Source organism: Oligoflexus sp., assembly GCF_035638955.1.
GTDB lineage: Bacteria > Bdellovibrionota_B > Oligoflexia > Oligoflexales > Oligoflexaceae > Oligoflexus.
This window is the reverse complement of the sequence record NZ_DASQYZ010000354.1, coordinates 1-16150: the sequence shown is the minus strand read 5'-3', so window position 1 is coordinate 16150 and position 16150 is coordinate 1. Positions and strand designations below refer to the sequence as shown.

At 50.1% G+C, this 16150-nt stretch carries 15 protein-coding genes and 1 pseudogene; 6 read left to right on the top strand and 10 right to left on the bottom strand.

Features of this window, described 5'->3' with window-relative positions; genetic code table 11:
- Positions 1-671: 671 nt before the first annotated feature.
- On the bottom strand, positions 672-1028 hold the full coding sequence (locus tag VE954_RS31255; RefSeq protein ID WP_324960388.1) for a hypothetical protein: 357 nt from the start codon (positions 1026-1028) through the stop codon (positions 672-674).
- 530 nt (positions 1029-1558) lie between these two features.
- Between VE954_RS31255 and VE954_RS31250 the strand changes: the two genes are divergently transcribed.
- Positions 1559-2242: a hypothetical protein gene (locus tag VE954_RS31250; RefSeq protein ID WP_324960386.1), complete on the top strand. Its 684-nt coding sequence runs from the start codon at positions 1559-1561 to the stop codon at positions 2240-2242.
- An 89-nt stretch (positions 2243-2331) separates the two neighbouring features.
- Here the strand turns inward: VE954_RS31250 and VE954_RS31245 are convergent, their stop codons facing one another.
- The 7 genes and pseudogenes from VE954_RS31245 to VE954_RS31220 all read right to left on the bottom strand — a co-directional run bounded on the left by VE954_RS31245 (position 2332) and on the right by VE954_RS31220 (position 8390).
- Positions 2332-4596 (bottom strand): arylsulfatase, encoded by a 2265-nt coding sequence (locus VE954_RS31245; protein ID WP_324960384.1) that lies wholly within the window; start codon positions 4594-4596, stop codon positions 2332-2334.
- A 28-nt stretch (positions 4597-4624) separates the two neighbouring features.
- Positions 4625-5635 carry a formylglycine-generating enzyme family protein gene (locus VE954_RS31240; protein WP_324960382.1) on the bottom strand — a complete coding sequence of 337 codons (1011 nt, stop codon included), beginning with the start codon at positions 5633-5635 and terminating at the stop codon, positions 4625-4627.
- Positions 5636-5699: 64 nt separating this feature from the next.
- Positions 5700-5912: a hypothetical protein gene (locus VE954_RS31235; RefSeq protein ID WP_324960380.1), complete on the bottom strand. Its 213-nt coding sequence runs from the start codon at positions 5910-5912 to the stop codon at positions 5700-5702.
- Positions 5913-6082: 170 nt separating this feature from the next.
- Positions 6083-6835, bottom strand: a complete 753-nt coding sequence (locus VE954_RS31230; RefSeq protein ID WP_324960378.1) for a transporter substrate-binding domain-containing protein — start codon at positions 6833-6835, stop codon at positions 6083-6085.
- A 154-nt stretch (positions 6836-6989) separates the two neighbouring features.
- Positions 6990-7097: pseudogene (locus tag VE954_RS44510) on the bottom strand (hypothetical protein); the annotation flags it as partial.
- Positions 7098-7278: 181 nt separating this feature from the next.
- The gene (locus VE954_RS31225; RefSeq protein WP_324960376.1) at positions 7279-7980 is read right to left on the bottom strand and encodes an RES family NAD+ phosphorylase; all 702 of its coding nucleotides are present in this window, start codon (positions 7978-7980) and stop codon (positions 7279-7281) included.
- Positions 7980-8390, bottom strand: coding sequence for an antitoxin Xre/MbcA/ParS toxin-binding domain-containing protein (locus VE954_RS31220; RefSeq protein WP_324960374.1), 411 nt, complete (start codon positions 8388-8390; stop codon positions 7980-7982). The genes VE954_RS31225 and VE954_RS31220 overlap by 1 nt, the downstream gene beginning before the upstream one ends.
- A gap of 256 nt (positions 8391-8646) precedes the next feature.
- Here VE954_RS31220 and VE954_RS31215 point away from each other — a divergent pair, with 256 nt between their 5' ends.
- Entirely contained in the window at positions 8647-9228 is a 582-nt protein-coding gene (locus tag VE954_RS31215) for an NUDIX domain-containing protein (protein WP_324960373.1), read from the top strand.
- 58 nt (positions 9229-9286) lie between these two features.
- Here VE954_RS31215 and VE954_RS31210 read toward each other — a convergent pair whose 3' ends face one another.
- The gene (locus VE954_RS31210) at positions 9287-10444 is read right to left on the bottom strand and encodes a hypothetical protein (RefSeq protein ID WP_324960371.1); all 1158 of its coding nucleotides are present in this window, start codon (positions 10442-10444) and stop codon (positions 9287-9289) included.
- A 537-nt stretch (positions 10445-10981) separates the two neighbouring features.
- Positions 10982-11512 (bottom strand): hypothetical protein, encoded by a 531-nt coding sequence (locus VE954_RS31205; RefSeq protein WP_324960369.1) that lies wholly within the window; start codon positions 11510-11512, stop codon positions 10982-10984.
- A 95-nt stretch (positions 11513-11607) separates the two neighbouring features.
- Between VE954_RS31205 and VE954_RS31200 the strand changes: the two genes are divergently transcribed.
- The 4 genes from VE954_RS31200 to VE954_RS31185 all read left to right on the top strand — a co-directional run bounded on the left by VE954_RS31200 (position 11608) and on the right by VE954_RS31185 (position 15984).
- Entirely contained in the window at positions 11608-11829 is a 222-nt protein-coding gene (locus tag VE954_RS31200) for a hypothetical protein (protein ID WP_324960367.1), read from the top strand.
- A gap of 50 nt (positions 11830-11879) precedes the next feature.
- Positions 11880-12932 carry a hypothetical protein gene (locus VE954_RS31195; RefSeq protein WP_324960365.1) on the top strand — a complete coding sequence of 351 codons (1053 nt, stop codon included), beginning with the start codon at positions 11880-11882 and terminating at the stop codon, positions 12930-12932.
- Positions 12933-13085: 153 nt separating this feature from the next.
- A complete protein-coding gene (locus VE954_RS31190; protein ID WP_349263849.1) occupies positions 13086-14942 on the top strand; it encodes a CocE/NonD family hydrolase in 1857 nt (618 codons plus the stop codon).
- Positions 14943-15147: 205 nt separating this feature from the next.
- The gene (locus VE954_RS31185) at positions 15148-15984 is read left to right on the top strand and encodes a hypothetical protein (RefSeq protein ID WP_324960361.1); all 837 of its coding nucleotides are present in this window, start codon (positions 15148-15150) and stop codon (positions 15982-15984) included.
- Positions 15985-16150: the final 166 nt, after the last annotated feature.

Below are 16150 nucleotides of genomic sequence, written 5' to 3'. Positions count from 1 at the left end.
GTAATGATTCTGAAGTTGCTGAACCCACAAGCTTTTTGTCTTTGGATGTCTGGGACATGGATGAAGCCTCATTTCCGCCACTTTCATTATACTAATTTATCGGCAGAAACTGTCTCATACTTGGCTGAGATATAGGGCCTGGAGAGGGCTAATGCATTGTAAATATTAAGTAATATACTGAAATTATTTGAAAAAATTAATCTGCTCTAAACAAGTTCAAATCCTGCCCCCGCTACCAAAACTTTAAGACTTGTCTTGGATACTTAAAATGCAGCCAACTTCCTCACGGAACGGCTGCATTTTTAATTCTGCCGTTCGACTGTCGATGCTGATTCCAAAGCTTCAACCGCTCGTCTTGAATCGTCATCGAAAGCGGTGCGCGCGGATTCAGTTAAAGCGGCACTTGTATAACTTGTTTACACCCTGCTAGCCACCAAGAGCCACCAGCGGTAAATACGATTGAAAGTGCTGTTACGTCAGTCCAGGAACTAGTAAAGTTGTATGTGATTGATCGCGTTGGATCTTCCCCAACGGGGTCGAACGAGGCGCTGGAGTTGGCAGCCACCGGGGAGGGAATTCGGGCTGGTGCACCCATCCCAAGAAATAAACTGCCAGCTTAAAAATTCTGTCACCAGCCCCTTCGTGGCTTGTGACGTTTTCATTTCTAGATTTTACAGCTTAGGCATGGGCAAACATTCCATGATCTCCACCGAGTCCCCCGGGAAAATGGTAAAGTGGGGATGATCCAAAAATAACTTAACCGCCGCTTCATGGGATTCAGCTCGCACGACCGTGTATGCAGTTAATTTGTTCTTGATATCTGAGGTGCCCTGCTCATTGACGCGTTTGGTTTTCCCCAAGGGCGCACCCTGATCGACTATTGCACTGCTATTCTTCATAGCCCACTTCATCCAGGCCGTTTTACCTTCATTCTCCCGCGCCTGTTTTGAGTTTTCGTCAAGAGCGTCCCATTTTTTTCTCTTCTCATCCGAATCGCTGCTAATAAAGACGGCCATAAATTGCTTCATTTTTAATCCTCCGATACGAGGGGTACTATACATGTGATTCCCCAGTTTGGTTACTTTTGAAATGTTTCGGTCCTATGTCCGAAATCCAAGCCAGGATTTTCCTGTCTGAACGTGCTTTCCCTCGAATTCGAAGGCTCAAGATGGGATCCAACTCGTGATAAAATCTTAGGGGTCTCTTCGCCAGCCGTCAAGGAAAGGAAACCGTAAGAGAGTTTTGAAGCCTGTTGTTATTATTCTGGGAATAGGCAGTTTTTTGGCATGTAGCAAGAAGGAGGAGGACGAATCTGAGAAGTTCACCATTCAACCCCAGCTGCTTCGCCTGCCAGTGGCTCATACGGTTGCATTGAAGAAGCGCCATGGCCCCCATCTGATCGACCCGGCTGACGAAACCTCCCTGATGCAGAGTTTCACCCCCTACTTCCATCAAGCTCTCTGTCTATGACATTGCAATTTCAACGGGCGACGTCGACGACTGGAATGCGCCGGGCAACAACATCTATCAATGTGCGGGTGCAACAAACGAAGAGTGCATGAACCAGCTGAGATTCAGCTTGGGCTATACACCAAGGTCCGGGTCGGCATGTGTGCTGTTCCAGGGACGGCAGACCATTGAAATTACGGGCTCATCGACCTTGAATGGCGTTACCTATATTACCGACACCGCCGGTGGTATCATCGCGGGTGCCTTTGCGGACGCCACTCCCGTGACGTTTAAGTTCAGCGGTTGCGCGGTTCAGATACCTCTGGCACAACCCATCAATGCCGAACTCACGGATGAACAGAAAGCAGAAGCAGAGGCCGAAGATTGTGTTGATTGTGCTCCGAGCGTCAGCGCCAACGTCGGTCTGCGTTTGCTCTTTGATAGCTATAACTTCGCAGCTATGGGAAATATGCAGAACAATGCCACCAGGCAGCTTGTTGCAAACGCCGTTGATAATCTAGCCAACATAAGCTTCAATACAGACGACTCGGCGTGCAAAGGCGACAAAGAAGGACTCTTTATCTGCACCCAGCGCACGGCGCTTTTTGCAACAGATGAATCCGCGCCTCAGATCAAGCGCTTCGATATCGCGCTTATGGATACTGACTCCGTTGATGGTCGCACAGGCAACGAAGTGCACTATTCAACCTTCAAGCTTGAAGATCATACAGGCGAACGCACGGCGCTCAACGGTATAGATCTGATCCCCTATAAGGCAACCCTGATTCCCTAATGCAAAGCGGGAAGCTAAGCTTCCCGCCTCAGCCGGCACAGTGAGGGCCGCCGGCTCCTCCTGGGCCGTCATGATCGGTGACCAATGGCTTAATCAAGGAGACTCACGTTGAGCTTCTCAATCTTACCGCTGAACGTAAATGGAACCTGATAGTCATTGCTGATCGGTGATCCAGTATCCCGGCCCACATCAAATGTCTCTGAAGCCGAGTACATAGCTGGTACGACCTTGCTGATATCCCCTTGTGCAACGGACTTGCCGTTGATGAAGATTTCCCCACGCCCACTATCCTTTCCAGTTTTTGTAAAAACGAATTTCAATTCCGAACGACCGCTTGGCACTTTTTCACTTGAGGTCATTCGATAAATGCTTTCGCCCATATAATTGTGAATGTAATTCAGCATTCCATCTTTAATGAAAAAAGAATATCCGGCGAAGCGGCCGCCACATGTGACAAGAACGCCATCAGCCCCGGCTTCCGGAATGTCGACCATGGCTACTATTGAATGCGGGCGATTTTTAACTGGCGGAGAAACCGGCTCTGAAACCCTGTATTCGTCCTGAGTATAAGAAAACTCTTTAATGCCCTTAGTGAAAGACGCATACGTCGCAGCAACTCGAGAGGCGGTTGTGTCGTCGAGAGGGAAAACATTGTGCTTCGTCGCTTCCTCCACCCAAAGTTGCTTCATTTCAGCCAATTTTTCTGGATATTTCTGGGCCAGATCATGGGTTTCTGAATAGTCCTCGTCGAGATGGTAGAGTTGCCAAATATCGGCATCGAAGTTGGGATTGGAAGAACCCGTGTCCCATGGGAGTCTTCCATGGAAGGTCACGGCTTTCCAACCGTCGACCCAGATGCCTCGATTCCCCAGCATCTCAAAGTATTGAATCTTCTTATTGGTTTTAGCCTGGCCATTGAACAGAGATGGCGCAAAAGTCACACCCTCGAGTGGTTTTTGCTCGATTCCATTCACGATCTTCGGTACAGGGATTCCGGTAATATCATAGATGGTCGAGGCCACATCAATCATGTGAGCAAATTGCGGCCGTATGCTGCCCTTATCAGAAATCTTCCTTGGCCAGGACACGATCAGTGGATCACGAACACCGCCCTCATTCGCAGACTGCTTGAAATAGCGAAAGGGTGTATTGCCCGCCAATGCCCATCCAGCTGGGTAGTGATTGAAAGCATTGATGGAACCCAACTCGTTCATGTGTGCCAGATTTTCTTCAAGAGAATCCGGGATCCCATTGAATACACGAATTTCATTGAAGGAACCAACCAGGCTACCCTCACCACTTGCGCCATTATCGGAAGTAATGAGAATGAGGGTGTTGTCCAGTTCGCCACTTTTTTCGAGCTGGTCCAGAATCCTGCCGAACTGGGCATCCGTATGCTCGACCATTCCAGCAAAGACTTCCTGCATGTGGGCATAAAGTTTCTTTTCGGAATCGGCGAGGGTGTCCCAGGCAGGAATGACTTCGGTCCTTGGGGAGAGAGCCGTATCACCAGGAACGATGCCCATGAGTTTCTGCCGGGCCAGGATCTGCTCCCTGGCAATATCCCAGCCTTGATCGAATTTGCCGGCATATTTGTCTATGTATTCCTTGGGTGCATGATGCGGAGCGTGAGCCGCACCGGGGGCAAAGTACATGAAGAATGGCTTCCCGGGATTGCCGGCTTTTTGCTGCTCCAGCCACTTGAGTGCCTGATCAGTCATATCCTGAGTAAAGTGATATTTAGGATCTTTTGTATGCGGTTCAACTGGAGTTTTGTCATCCCAAAGAGTCGGTTCCCACTGGCTGGTTTCTCCTGCCAGGAAACCATACCAGCGTTCAAAGCCTTGCCCTATAGGCCAGAGATCATAGGGACCGTGTTTACCCACCTCGTTCACAGGCGTGTTATGCCATTTACCGAAACCTGCAGTGTTGTATCCATTGTTTTTTAATGTTTCTACAAACAGAGCTTTTTCTTTGGGGATACGTCCCGTATAGCCGGGAAAATCCGTCTGGAGTTCTTCAATCACTCCCGTTCCGACCGAATGATGGTTGCGTCCTGTGAGGAGGGCGGCGCGACTCGGAGAGCAAAGCGCGGTTGTGTGAAAATTTGTATAGCGCAAGCCGTTTTTTGCCACGCGATCGATATTAGGTGTCTGAATCAAACTTCCAAAGGGCCCCAGCTGGCCGAAGCCTACATCATCCAGCAGGAAAATGAGGATGTTAGGAGCTTTCTCTGGCTTGCTTTGGTCGGGCGTGTTCGGATTCGCCGCCGCGATGGCAACCGGAGCCAGGGTCAGGCAGGTGGCCATGACCCCTAAAGAAATTTGACTTGGATAGTGTCTGTGCAAACTCATCACGTTTCTCCCATGAAAAATACTCATTTCAGTTTTTAGACTTCACGCACCGAAAACCGATATTGGATCCAGCGCTATCGACAGCACCTTTGCCACGTGAACCGACGAGATAGCGGGTACAATAATGATCGCTACAAAGAAAGGATCCGCCGCGCTGCACACGCTTTGGAACCCCTGGTTCGCCAGGGTCTTGGCTTGAATTGGGCCCACGGGGGTTGGGGACAACACCTTGGACGGCATCGACGGCATAGGTATCAGGTCGATACCAATCCGCTGTCCATTGCCAGACATTGCCGCCCATATCATAGAGTCCATAACCGTTGGGTGGAAAAGCTCGCACGGGAGATGTCTGCGTGTAGCCATCCTCGGCAGCATTTTGCGTTGGAAATTTCCCCTGCCAGATATTGGCGGGCCAACGGCCGCGAGGTTTGAGTTCGTCCCCCCACGCATAACGCTTGCCCTTTAGCCCACCCCGTGCCGCATATTCAAATTCAGCCTCCGTGGGCAGGCGTCCGTCGGCCCATTGGCAATAGGCCTCGGCATCCGCATAAGCAATATGAACCGCAGGGTGTTCCATACGTTCCCGAATTCCTGAGGAGGGACCTTCGGGATGATGCCAGGCAGCACCCGGCACGTAGCTCCACCAATCCATGGCATTGGCTAAAGATGCAAGCTGCGTCGGCTGTGAAAAGACAGCAGAACCTGAAACCAGTTTGTCCACGGGTACACCAGGATAGTCCTTGGGCTGGAGGGGTCGTTCTGCAATCGTCTTATATCCCGTCTGTTGCACAAACTTTCGGAAACTGGCATTGGTCACAGGGGTCGCATCCATCCAAAAAGACGAGATAGAGACGGGATGGAGTGGGAGTGCATCTTCAAGCTTGCAATCCTTGCAACCCATTTCAAAGGTCCCGTCAGGAATCAGGACCATTCCGGACTGTTCAAGTGATTTTGTGGATGGGGGAGAAGACGCTGATGATGTTCCGGATGATGGGAGTGGAGTGAGCATCAAAAGAAACAAGAGTCCAGGTTTTCGCATAGGAATAGCCTCGTAATCGGCCTGCCATCGGCATGCCGCTAAAGAATGAATGGAATGCCCAGGTTTACCGTTTTTTATAAGCGTTTTTCACAAGTTTCATATTGGGTTCACAAGCCTTGGGGCCGGCTGTAGCAGCCTTGACAGAGATGGTTTTTGAAGGTTCCCATTGGGTTGTAGATTTTTTGTCGACGGCTATTGCATTGTCCGAGGATTCATCCGCATAACCGTTGGTTGCGATGACAATCCCAACCATGATGGTGATCGCCGTTCTTAACATCAGGATACTCCCTTGACGGCATTAAGAAGTTTTAAGCTTATGTACGAGTCCCATTGAGGACTGTCTACGCTCTAAACATTCAATTGAAAATCGGTATGATTGTCTGCGGAAATTACCCGGTGGCGATAGCATGCAGAGGCGGTCTATTAGCAAAGTTCCTGCGGTTCGATTTATAGTCCATCCAGTTTAATCAGTTCAACAGGGTGTCGATAGCTGGCAACGGTTCCAGGCTGTAAATAGCGAGCCAGTATTGTTTCATACTGTTCGTTTGCCTGTAGTTTTTCTATAGCAAGTTTTAATTTGAGGAGGCGTTCCTTGTTTCGCGATAGAAGACCTGCGGAAATATTCATTTTGTTGATCGGTTCAAAATCAAGTATGGCGCCAGGCGAGTTCTTGGTGAGGTCGCTTCTGGTATTCAAATCGGCAACCACGGCATCCACACGATCTTTCAAAACCATGTCGCCTGCTTGGGTGTACGAATCAATTTCAATCACTATGCACCCTGCCATGGTTTCATTCAAAATTTTCTTTACATGCGAGAGACCACGGAGCACTGCTATTTTGCAGTCTTTTTTATCATGCAAGATCGAGCGTTTTTCCGGTTTAAAATGGACCCCATAGACGATTTTGATAAAGACCAGCAGGTACTGAGTTTCCTTTAAGGGTTCCAAAGTCAGACGGGAACCTATGATTATAGCGTTCGGGTCTTTGATATAGCTATTGCGCGCTCGTTTTGTAGGTAAAATTGTGATCACGTCATCAGGGGCTTTGACGCTGTTGAGAATATCGATCACGATACCGCGCTTCTGGTCGACGATGTATGGGGGTACAACGAACGAAAGAATCTCACCAGCAAAACAAAGGGGTAGATTGAAAGCAAACAGATGAAGCACTAAAAGCAGAAACAACATGAAGGCTTTCATTTAAATATCTCCGTTTTTCAGAGAGTAAGGTAGATGAAAGGATGAAACCATATGATATTTGCAGCATACATGGTCAGCAAACTATGATGGATCGCTTCGTTCCTGATCTGATCCATAGCGTTACAAAAAATCCGGCTTTATTCCATGCCTGAGATTAGCAGTGCACGGTACAGCTCGTCCCGAAATACGTGGGGATAAGATTCCACTGACAGCTTGTCCTAAATCGATAGAAGATTCCATCCGCAATTCGTCGAAAGTCTTTTTTTCGAGGCTTTTTACCGGCTCAGATAGCGCTTGAAGCACTTCACTCTGACTGACAAATTTTACTCATAAGGCTTCGATGTGAGCGGATAAGAGCGCCCAAGGGATTTTCTTTATCGTGGAGAGCGATGACTTCTAGATCTTTGAACTGCATAAACCGGGTTTCTCGCTTTCCGAGTCCCTTAATTAATCGGACCATTTTGCTGCATCGTGGAATAAAAAGGTTCACTCTGATCCAAGGGAAAATGAAAGAAATATGTGCGGATCGATTGATCCTTCACGATGGAACGGGCTGAGAAGACCGGCGTGCAAGTTCCACCCGGCCAACGCGCGGATGGTGTCAGGTACAGGTCGATGCCCTGCTCAACGGCGTGTTGTCCCAGGTTCTGGCATAAGCTGTAATCGCGGGGATGAACGAGCGAAGGAAAGCTTGCCACGTATGGCCTCAGGTCAGCATAGTGCTGCGCTGCAAGATCCGCCTTGAACATACAACGAGCCTGAATGATCGGGCTGTGAGCATTGTTCAAATCATTGATATCAATCTCAGGACGGTGATAGAGCGTCTCACGGACAGAAGTTTCCTCTTCGAGAGCTCCATACCACACTCCATAATTTTTACGTCCAAACCGGCCCCATCTCCAGAACTGCTCATCAAAACAAAGCATGCTGTCATCAATCTTCGCGTATTGCTCGAAACGCTGTCGCTGCGGAAGACTGTGATCAATGCCACTTGAAAGATTGTCCGCGTATTGCAAGACGGTCCAATCCTCTTCGTCCACGAGGTCATCGAAGAGATTTTGGCTTGGACTGCAGGTCGCGATATTGCGAAAGGCTTCAAACGTTCCGTGGCTTTGGAGCTTGAGTTCCGGAATAAGTCCTATCATCAGGCCGATATCCGGAGCTGATCGAGGAGACGGCGCACGGTAAAGAGGCGAGTCATCGACTGCATAGGATCTTCAGCAATGAATTCCAAAGCCGAACGCCCTTGAAACAGCTCACGAGGGGTTTTAAGCCAGGCATATACGACTTCACGATTGTGCGGAAAGAGGATACGCAGATTCTTGTGAATACCAACGAGATGGCTCACACGCAGCAACTTGTCCGGATCTTCCGGAATCACAAGTTCCTTCTTCAGGGCAGCGAGGCGCTGGCGGTTTTCCTTGATGCCCAGGATGAGGGCGATGTCTTTCTGAGTAAAACCATAGTGCTCGGCAATGTTCCAAAACGCAGTTCCTAGCACCTTTTGGAGCTGCTCGGGACTTGGGCGTTTGGTTTCGACGGGTGTCTGTGGCATAGCGGCACTTGGCCTCCTTGGTGGACAAGATAGCTCTTTTGTCGTATGATTTCAATGAAACCTTGAGATAGTTTTATAATATAATGATTATATTGAATATATTAAAGTATGAAATCATACATACCCCACCAATTCAATTCCTGGCTGCAGGAAGTTAGCGACACTTCCCATGAGGGCAAAACCAAGCTGCCTCAGTCTCCAGCCCTTGCTATCTTCTTCGCCAGGGGTTTGACCCGGCAAGCTGAGGAGAAAAACCATGTCCCAGGATCGTATCCATATTCGTAAAGTCGACGTCCTTTCAGATAGCCACTATATCCTGCGCAAAACCGCCTTCGATTATCTCCGTAACGATGGCACATGGCAGACATCAACCCGCGAGTCCTATGACCGAGGCAACGGAGCCACTTTGCTGCTGTATAATCGCAGTAGGAAAACGGTTATATTGACACGACAGTTCCGATATCCGGCCTTTGTCAACGGCAGTGACGGCTTTCTCATTGAAGCCTGCGCCGGAGTCCTTGACGAGAAGGACCCTGCGGCCTGCGCCAGACGTGAGGCGGAGGAAGAGACAGGTTTTCACATCCACGAAGTCCAAAAAGTCTTCGAAGCGTTTATGAGCCCTGGAGCGGTCACTGAGCGTCTTTATTTTTACATCGGCGAATATGAGGACAAGGATCGAAAATCCAAGGGAGGGGGCAAACCGGGCGAAGGAGAGGATATTGAGGTACTGGAAATGACCCTCAATGAGGCCATGGATAAAATCTCAAGTGGAGCTATCGTGGACGGCAAGACGATTATGCTGCTCCAGCATCTTAAGCTTTCGGGACTTATGGATTAGGGACCTGGGTCGAATGAGCCCAGGGGTCATGAACCCCTGGACGCTTACAGTTGGATAATTATTCCGGTGCCTCCTCGGTGACAGCCGGGGCTTCACTCTCAGCAGGTTCATCACCGCTGGATGTCACAGAGCGCACAATGTTACTCACCTTCACCCAATTTGAAGCCACCGCTGGATCCGAGTTGAAAATAACCCTGACTGGGGTGACAAGACTATTCAGTGTCCAAGACTTGCGACCACAAAACTGCGACGATCTCCAGCCCGTGGCATCTTCGATGACCACGTGATCGTAATCACAGGATGCATGATTCTCAACATCGACAGACAGTGCAAAGCTCACGCGGGAGCCTTCGCTCTTGGGTATCGTCATCAGGACCTTGCTCTGGTTATGACCAAATGGCCCGAAGGTCGACACTTTTTGCGGCGTTGGTGTAGGGCGCGGCACGGTTGTAGGACGCGGCGTTGGAGTTGGCTGTGGAGTTGTTGTCGGGCGTTCGTTGCCAGAATTATTCAGGCTTGGATAAAGATATTTCAGTCCTGCCACGTCTCCGCGTGAGAGGGTCGTCAATTCGTTGTTATGGCAGTAGTTCATGATGGAATTCGAATCAAAGCTGCCCACGTAAACATTGCGATCACTATTGCGAACCTTCTCATCATAGTCGCCGCAACCAGGAGCATCCGTTCTTTCGTGCTCGTGCAGAAGACCAAGAGCATGGCCGAATTCGTGCACGGCCGTGGCTCGCGTTTGTTTCACAGCAAAGTCTCTGGCCCAGGTACCCGAACCAGGATATTTTCCGTCCCGGCTGACATCGATACGCATGGTTCCGGCCTGGCAGCGAGTCCCACAGGAGTAACGCGAGGCTCCCACCATCGAAAGGCCACCACCGGCTGAGATCGAATGGCCGGACCAGTTGTGATAACGACTGAAGGTCACGCGAATCATCTGTGCACTTCTATCGCTGGTGGTGCAATCGCCCCAGCCGACGAGACCGATACCGACCTTGCTGGAGTAATCATTCGTGACGTGCGATTTAATATCGTTGACCAGTTCAGCCGAAATCTCGCTTCGGTTGATAATGCAGACCGGAATGGATCGAGGATTGGCCCATTTGCTCTGGGTGGAAACCACGGAATCCGGAGTGGATGTCTCAGAGTCTTGCTGGCCACAGGCCATAGCGCCCAAGAGGATGAGGGCTGCAGAAACGCGTTGAATCAATGTCAACTCCTACGTTGCGTTAAGGATTGGTTGACCCTGTTTTGTTCAGGGCATTTTGAAAGCAGTCACTTGAAGCAGAACTAGCCAAATGAAGTGTGAGATGCTTTCCAACAAAGGCGATCTTGCAGAAAGATGCCCATTCGATGCGTGAGTCTGTTCTTGAAGACAGATGTCATGCTTTGATCTCCGACGTAGATACAACGATGAAGTGCTTAACTGATTCAAGTTAGTAAAGCAAGATTTCTTAATGTAAAAAGGCGATAAACACAGATGCGCAAAGTCCTGCAGAGAAAATGTTGCGATGAAGAGACAGAGTTGATGAGATGCCTGGAGGCGTGGCCCAGTCAGGTATGGACCCACTCATGACGACTTTGATGCAGGACCTATAAAATATGTGGGTGGGCATTTCAAAGATAATTGAGTCATGCCGCAAATGTGAACCGCGTCCAACGCTGAAAAGTATGCCAAAGCTCAATTGTGCGGCACGTTTTCACGCTCTTCTACGGCAAACCAGGAAAGCAGGGCCTGCCTTCGCTGTTAAATGAGAAAATAACCAAAGCTCAAGGTCAAGAGCTCTCCATACTGCCCCGGCAAAGACTTTGCTGCGGGAGCAGAATAAATGGAACGATCCACAGTTTCTGTCAGAAAACGATCAAAGGCCACGAATCGGAGAGTTCCATAACCGCGTGGAAAGGGAAAATGTACGCCCAGTCCGATGCGCCCTCCCAGATATCCACGTTCGACCTCAATCGTCCCGGAGGGGCTGTAAAGATACGATGTGGTGTGAGCGAGACCCAGTTCCACAAAAATGAGGCTGGAGGTTACTTTTCTCAAAGTCACAGCCATGGACTCCACCTGAGCTTGTGTGGAACCTTTTCTATCATAGCTGGCAACAGCGAGTAGATCGTCGCGAAAGCGGTAGATCCCCTCCAGACCTTTCACGTAAATACCCAGCTTCAGTCCCAATGCGGCTTTAGGACTTGAGGTGTCGCTTGACTCAGCCCTTAGCATGGGAATATTTAAAGTCAGGAACAAACCAAGGACAAAGGTTCTGCGAGCTGACGCCATAGGCCGATCCCAGACTATGAAATTCAAAGACTTTCCAGTACCGTGGAAAAACAATTCATAATACAATAACAGGTCAAGGATGATAAAGGTATCCCATGATCTTCAAGAAAATTGGAAAGAGCCTGGTCAGCTTTCTCTACCTCAGCGGCTGCGGTGACACTCATTTTTTGGAAGAGCCCGAAGTCTACTGCGAAGGCCAGAGTTCGATCGACGGCTGCTACGATTCTGATGTTCCTACGGACGGAACCTGTCCCCAGGGAACCATTAAGGTTCGCAAAGTCCGCACGGCACCATCAGCTTGTCCGGTGGCACTCTAAATATGAAGTATCAACCCTGCTCCGCGTTGGAAGCCAGGAGGGACGGACATGTGCTCAAGCTTGCGACGCCCTGGATTTCGCTTGAGATTGAATATCATGACAACGACCTCCCCGTTATCGATAGGGCCTTGCGCTCGATCAAGGAACTCAAGAGCTCAGCGGCTTTGGACTGGTTGCTCGCCCGCCTTTGTCACTATCCTGTCTGCTCTGTCGTGCCACGAAAGTTGACCATTCGAGAATGGCTCAGGGGTGCCCTTCAGGAACCACCGCTTCATAGTCAAAAATCAAGGAAGCTTGCGACAGGACTCGGCATCCAGGAACTGCTGTCCTCGGCAGCGCATGGGAACAATGTCTTGCCAGTGGATGAAATTCTTGCCTTGGCGCGAAAGCCTGGTACCCGATCTTACGATGCTTTATCACTCTTTACGCAGCTTAGGGTCGCGCTCTGCGCGTACAATACGGCTACGGAACCAGAGCCCTATGAAGAACTCTTTGCATCCAGTCCATCCGGGTTTCTTAAATTTGCTAAAATCTACATTCGTCAGAACCATTTTGTGACAACGCGCGCCATCGACAGTCTTCGACCGGCCTTGGCTTGCAAACCCTTTGCTCATCTGCTCACCCAATTTATAGCATCCGAACAAGGCCACGATAGTCTCATGTGGCAGAGTTTGATGGCCCTGGATGGTCCCGACCCGGCTGATATCGAAATTCTTCCCGAAGTCCAGGCGCTGGTCGCGCTGCTTGAATTTACGGCAACCCATTATCGACTGGCCTTCGCCGTCGTCCTGGATCTCTTTGAACGGGAATCACCGGGGGAGCAACACCCGCTGGCACAGGTCCTTTTGAAAAGTGAGCAAGGCAAGAACGCTGCCCTGGGACTCGCGAGACACACCGCAATCAATCACCACATGCAGCACGACGAATTCGGCTACCGGTTGGCTTCCGTCCTGCCCTATCTGCGCGAAACCTCGGCTTTGGCTACCATCCATCTGGCTGATGCTGGCTTGCGGTTGAGGGAGGGCATTCGTAGAAAAATGCATGATCTCCTGATCCTGCATCTTCATCATCCCACATCGTTAACCGCAAGGACGCCAGTATAAACGTCCTGCGTTCCTGAAGAAACCATTGCATGGTTTATGGCAAGTCCATTAAAACCTTTAGCGATCGTTCCTTCAGGAGATTCTGCCATGTTGATACCCATGAGGCCCAGTGTGGCCTTCACCGTGCTTTTGGCCTTCCTCGCGTGTCGCCCGATGTTCCTTTTTGGGGCGGATACCAAGCCTGACCCAGCCCAGGAGCGGGCCCAGCTCATTAGGACCCAGTACAGCAAATTTGAATACCGCGTGCCTATGCGCGATGGATCCCGCCTTTTCACAAGCGTCTATATGCCCATAAGCGCGGCTCCAGGCAAAACCTATCCCTTTCTGATGGTGCGAACGCCTTATTCGGTAGCGCCCTATGGATTGGATCGCTACAAGACACGATTGGGGCCGACAGCCGAGTATGAGAAAGAAGGCTTTATCTTTGTCTTCCAGGATGTCCGCGGCAAGCACATGTCGGAAGGCACTTTTGTTAATATGACTCCCCATCGCGCGTCGAAACAAAGTAAGACCGATTTTGATGAGAGCACCGATACCTACGATACCATTGCCTGGCTGTTGAAAAACGTGCCGCATCATAATGGGAAAGTCGGGCAGTGGGGGATTTCTTATCCTGGCTTTTATACGTCAGCCGGAGCCATTGATTCGCATCCGGCGTTGAAAGCCATCTCGCCTCAGGCGCCGATTGCCGATTGGTGGCGAGGCGATGACATGCATCGGAACGGAGCATTTAATCTTCAGCTGGCCTTTAGCTTTTTTAATGATTTTGGCCGCATCCGATCCGAACTGTGGGATGAGGAGGAACCCTTTAAATTCGACTATGGAACTCCGGACGCCTATCAGTTCTTTCTCGATCTCGGACCTTTGTCTCAAATCAACTCCAAATATTTTAGCAATAAAATTCCTTTCTGGAACGAAGTCGCAGCTCATCCGAATTACGATAAATTTTGGCAGGAGCGTAATCTTCTTCCCCATCTGAAGGGAATCAAGGCGGCAGTCATGACCGTGGGCGGCTGGTACGATACCGAAGACCTCTATGGTCCCCTTCAAACATACAAGGCCATTGAAAGCCAGAATCCAGGCATTTCCAACACTCTGGTCATGGGACCCTGGACCCACGGCGGCTGGCAGAGAACACCTGGTGAAAAGGTGGGTGATACCGAATTTGGATTCAAGACGTCGGAAACCTATCAAAAGATGGAACTCGCTTTTTTCAACCATCACCTCAAAAAGGCCGCGAATCTTCGTCTCCCTGAAGCCATGGTCTTTGAGACCGGAGCCAATCGTTGGCGCAATTTTGAGAGCTGGCCACCCCAAGGGATCAAAAAGCAAAAGTATTTCTTTCGAGACAATCGTCGACTCGATCAGGCGAGTGCGTCCCAGACCAACCCTCAGTTTGATGAATACCCGAGTGATCCCGCTCGACCCGTTCCTTATACGACCGAGGTGAGTACCCGCTGGAGCAGCGCGTATATGGGCGCAGATCAACGATTTGCTGCCCAACGCCCTGATGTCCTCGTTTACCAAACCGAACCTCTCAAGGACGACCTGACACTCGCAGGATCCCTTGATGTTGATCTTTGGTTTTCCACGACCGGCAGCGACGCGGATATCGTAATCAAATTGATCGACGTTTGGCCTGGGAAAGTTCGGGGCTGGGCTCCGGAGACGGATAAGCCGGAGAAGAAAAATCCAGGGGCTCAGCAGCTTCTGGTGCGTGGTGAACCCCTCAGAGCCCGCTTCCGGGACGGCTGGGAAACGCCCAAAGCTTTTGTCCCGGGCGAGATCACTCGCATTCGTTATTCCATGAATGATGTGCTCCATACGTTTCAACGCGGCCATAGAATCATGATCCAGGTGCAATCATCCTGGTTTCCTTTTATCGACCGGAATCCTCAGAAATTTGTACCGAATATCTTTGAAGCGCAGGAGAATGATTTTGTGAAGGCGAATCATCGGATTTATCGCGATGCCGGTCATCCGAGCTTTGTGTCGTTACCGGTCCTTTAACGCAATTTTTCCTTTACGGACTTTGAAGCCATGTAGATATGCATGTCTCAGTCCAGAACCATCTGTCAGGTCGGCTTTGAGGGTAGAATGAAGTGAAAGATGGAGAGACATCCAGACTTGTCGGGCTTGTCATGAAGTCCTATGATGCAGGTGTCTTCTGAATCTTGATACACACTCAACACTCATATGAAGAAGGCCATGAACTATGCAAACCGGAATTATACCCACAAAAGGCAATGATAAAAAATCTGCAGGTCAACAGAATAAGGTTCCCCATACGACTGACAAAAACCGTATCGATGAAATTGCCCAATCCAGTGAACCAGGCCGGCAAGGGGAGGGCAGCACCTATGTTCCACCCAGCTTAAGGACCGGACCTGTGGATCAGGAATTTCCGAATGGTGCGTCCACAGGATCAGGCGAGTATGGATTGGATCATTTCCTTGATAAGGATGCGATCGCAAGCCCAGACGCAAGGGCCGATTCCGATGCGAATCAGCCTCAGAGCCTGCCTGATGTGGATCAAATCCTGGCCGGTACACCTATCAATGATAAATCATCAGCCACGACCAGAGGGAGTTCGCAGCAGGGCGATTCCCTGGATAACATGTCGTCGATTGATGATTTGGCGAAAATTCAGTCCGAGGGTCTGGCTTCAAGCGATAGCCATTGGGATGAACAAGCTCAGGCCAGCTCTTCAAAGAAGTCCACCAAGGCTCCGGCCTTGACTCATGCCCATGGGCATCACGATCAGCTCAGTGGAACCGCCTCCTTGCCTGAAGCAGAAGGCTATCAAGCCATGCAGGATGAGCTTGCTTCGACATCCATACAACCTCTGGGACGTGAATCCAGCGCTCTGACCAAACCCAGGGAATCATGGCCCCAGGTCGGAACAGGACAGACTCGGGAATCATGGAACTCTCTGTCCCAGCATATGCGGCAGGCGTTCGATCGCGTGGATCAAAATGTGAAGAAGAAACCAGTGCCTTATGTCATAGGAGCGTTAGGGGTCGGTTTCGCGCTGGCGAAAATCATTGTCTAACTCAAGACCTTCAGAAGGTGAAGCCTGACTTCACCTTCCCCTTTCCTTTCCCATCCTTTCTTTTCCTCAGCGCAATACCAAACGATTGGAATCCATCAACTCGAATAATAATGGGGCATCGGCTGAGCTTATGGCCGCCGAAGACTTGACCGCTGTTGCTGTGCTC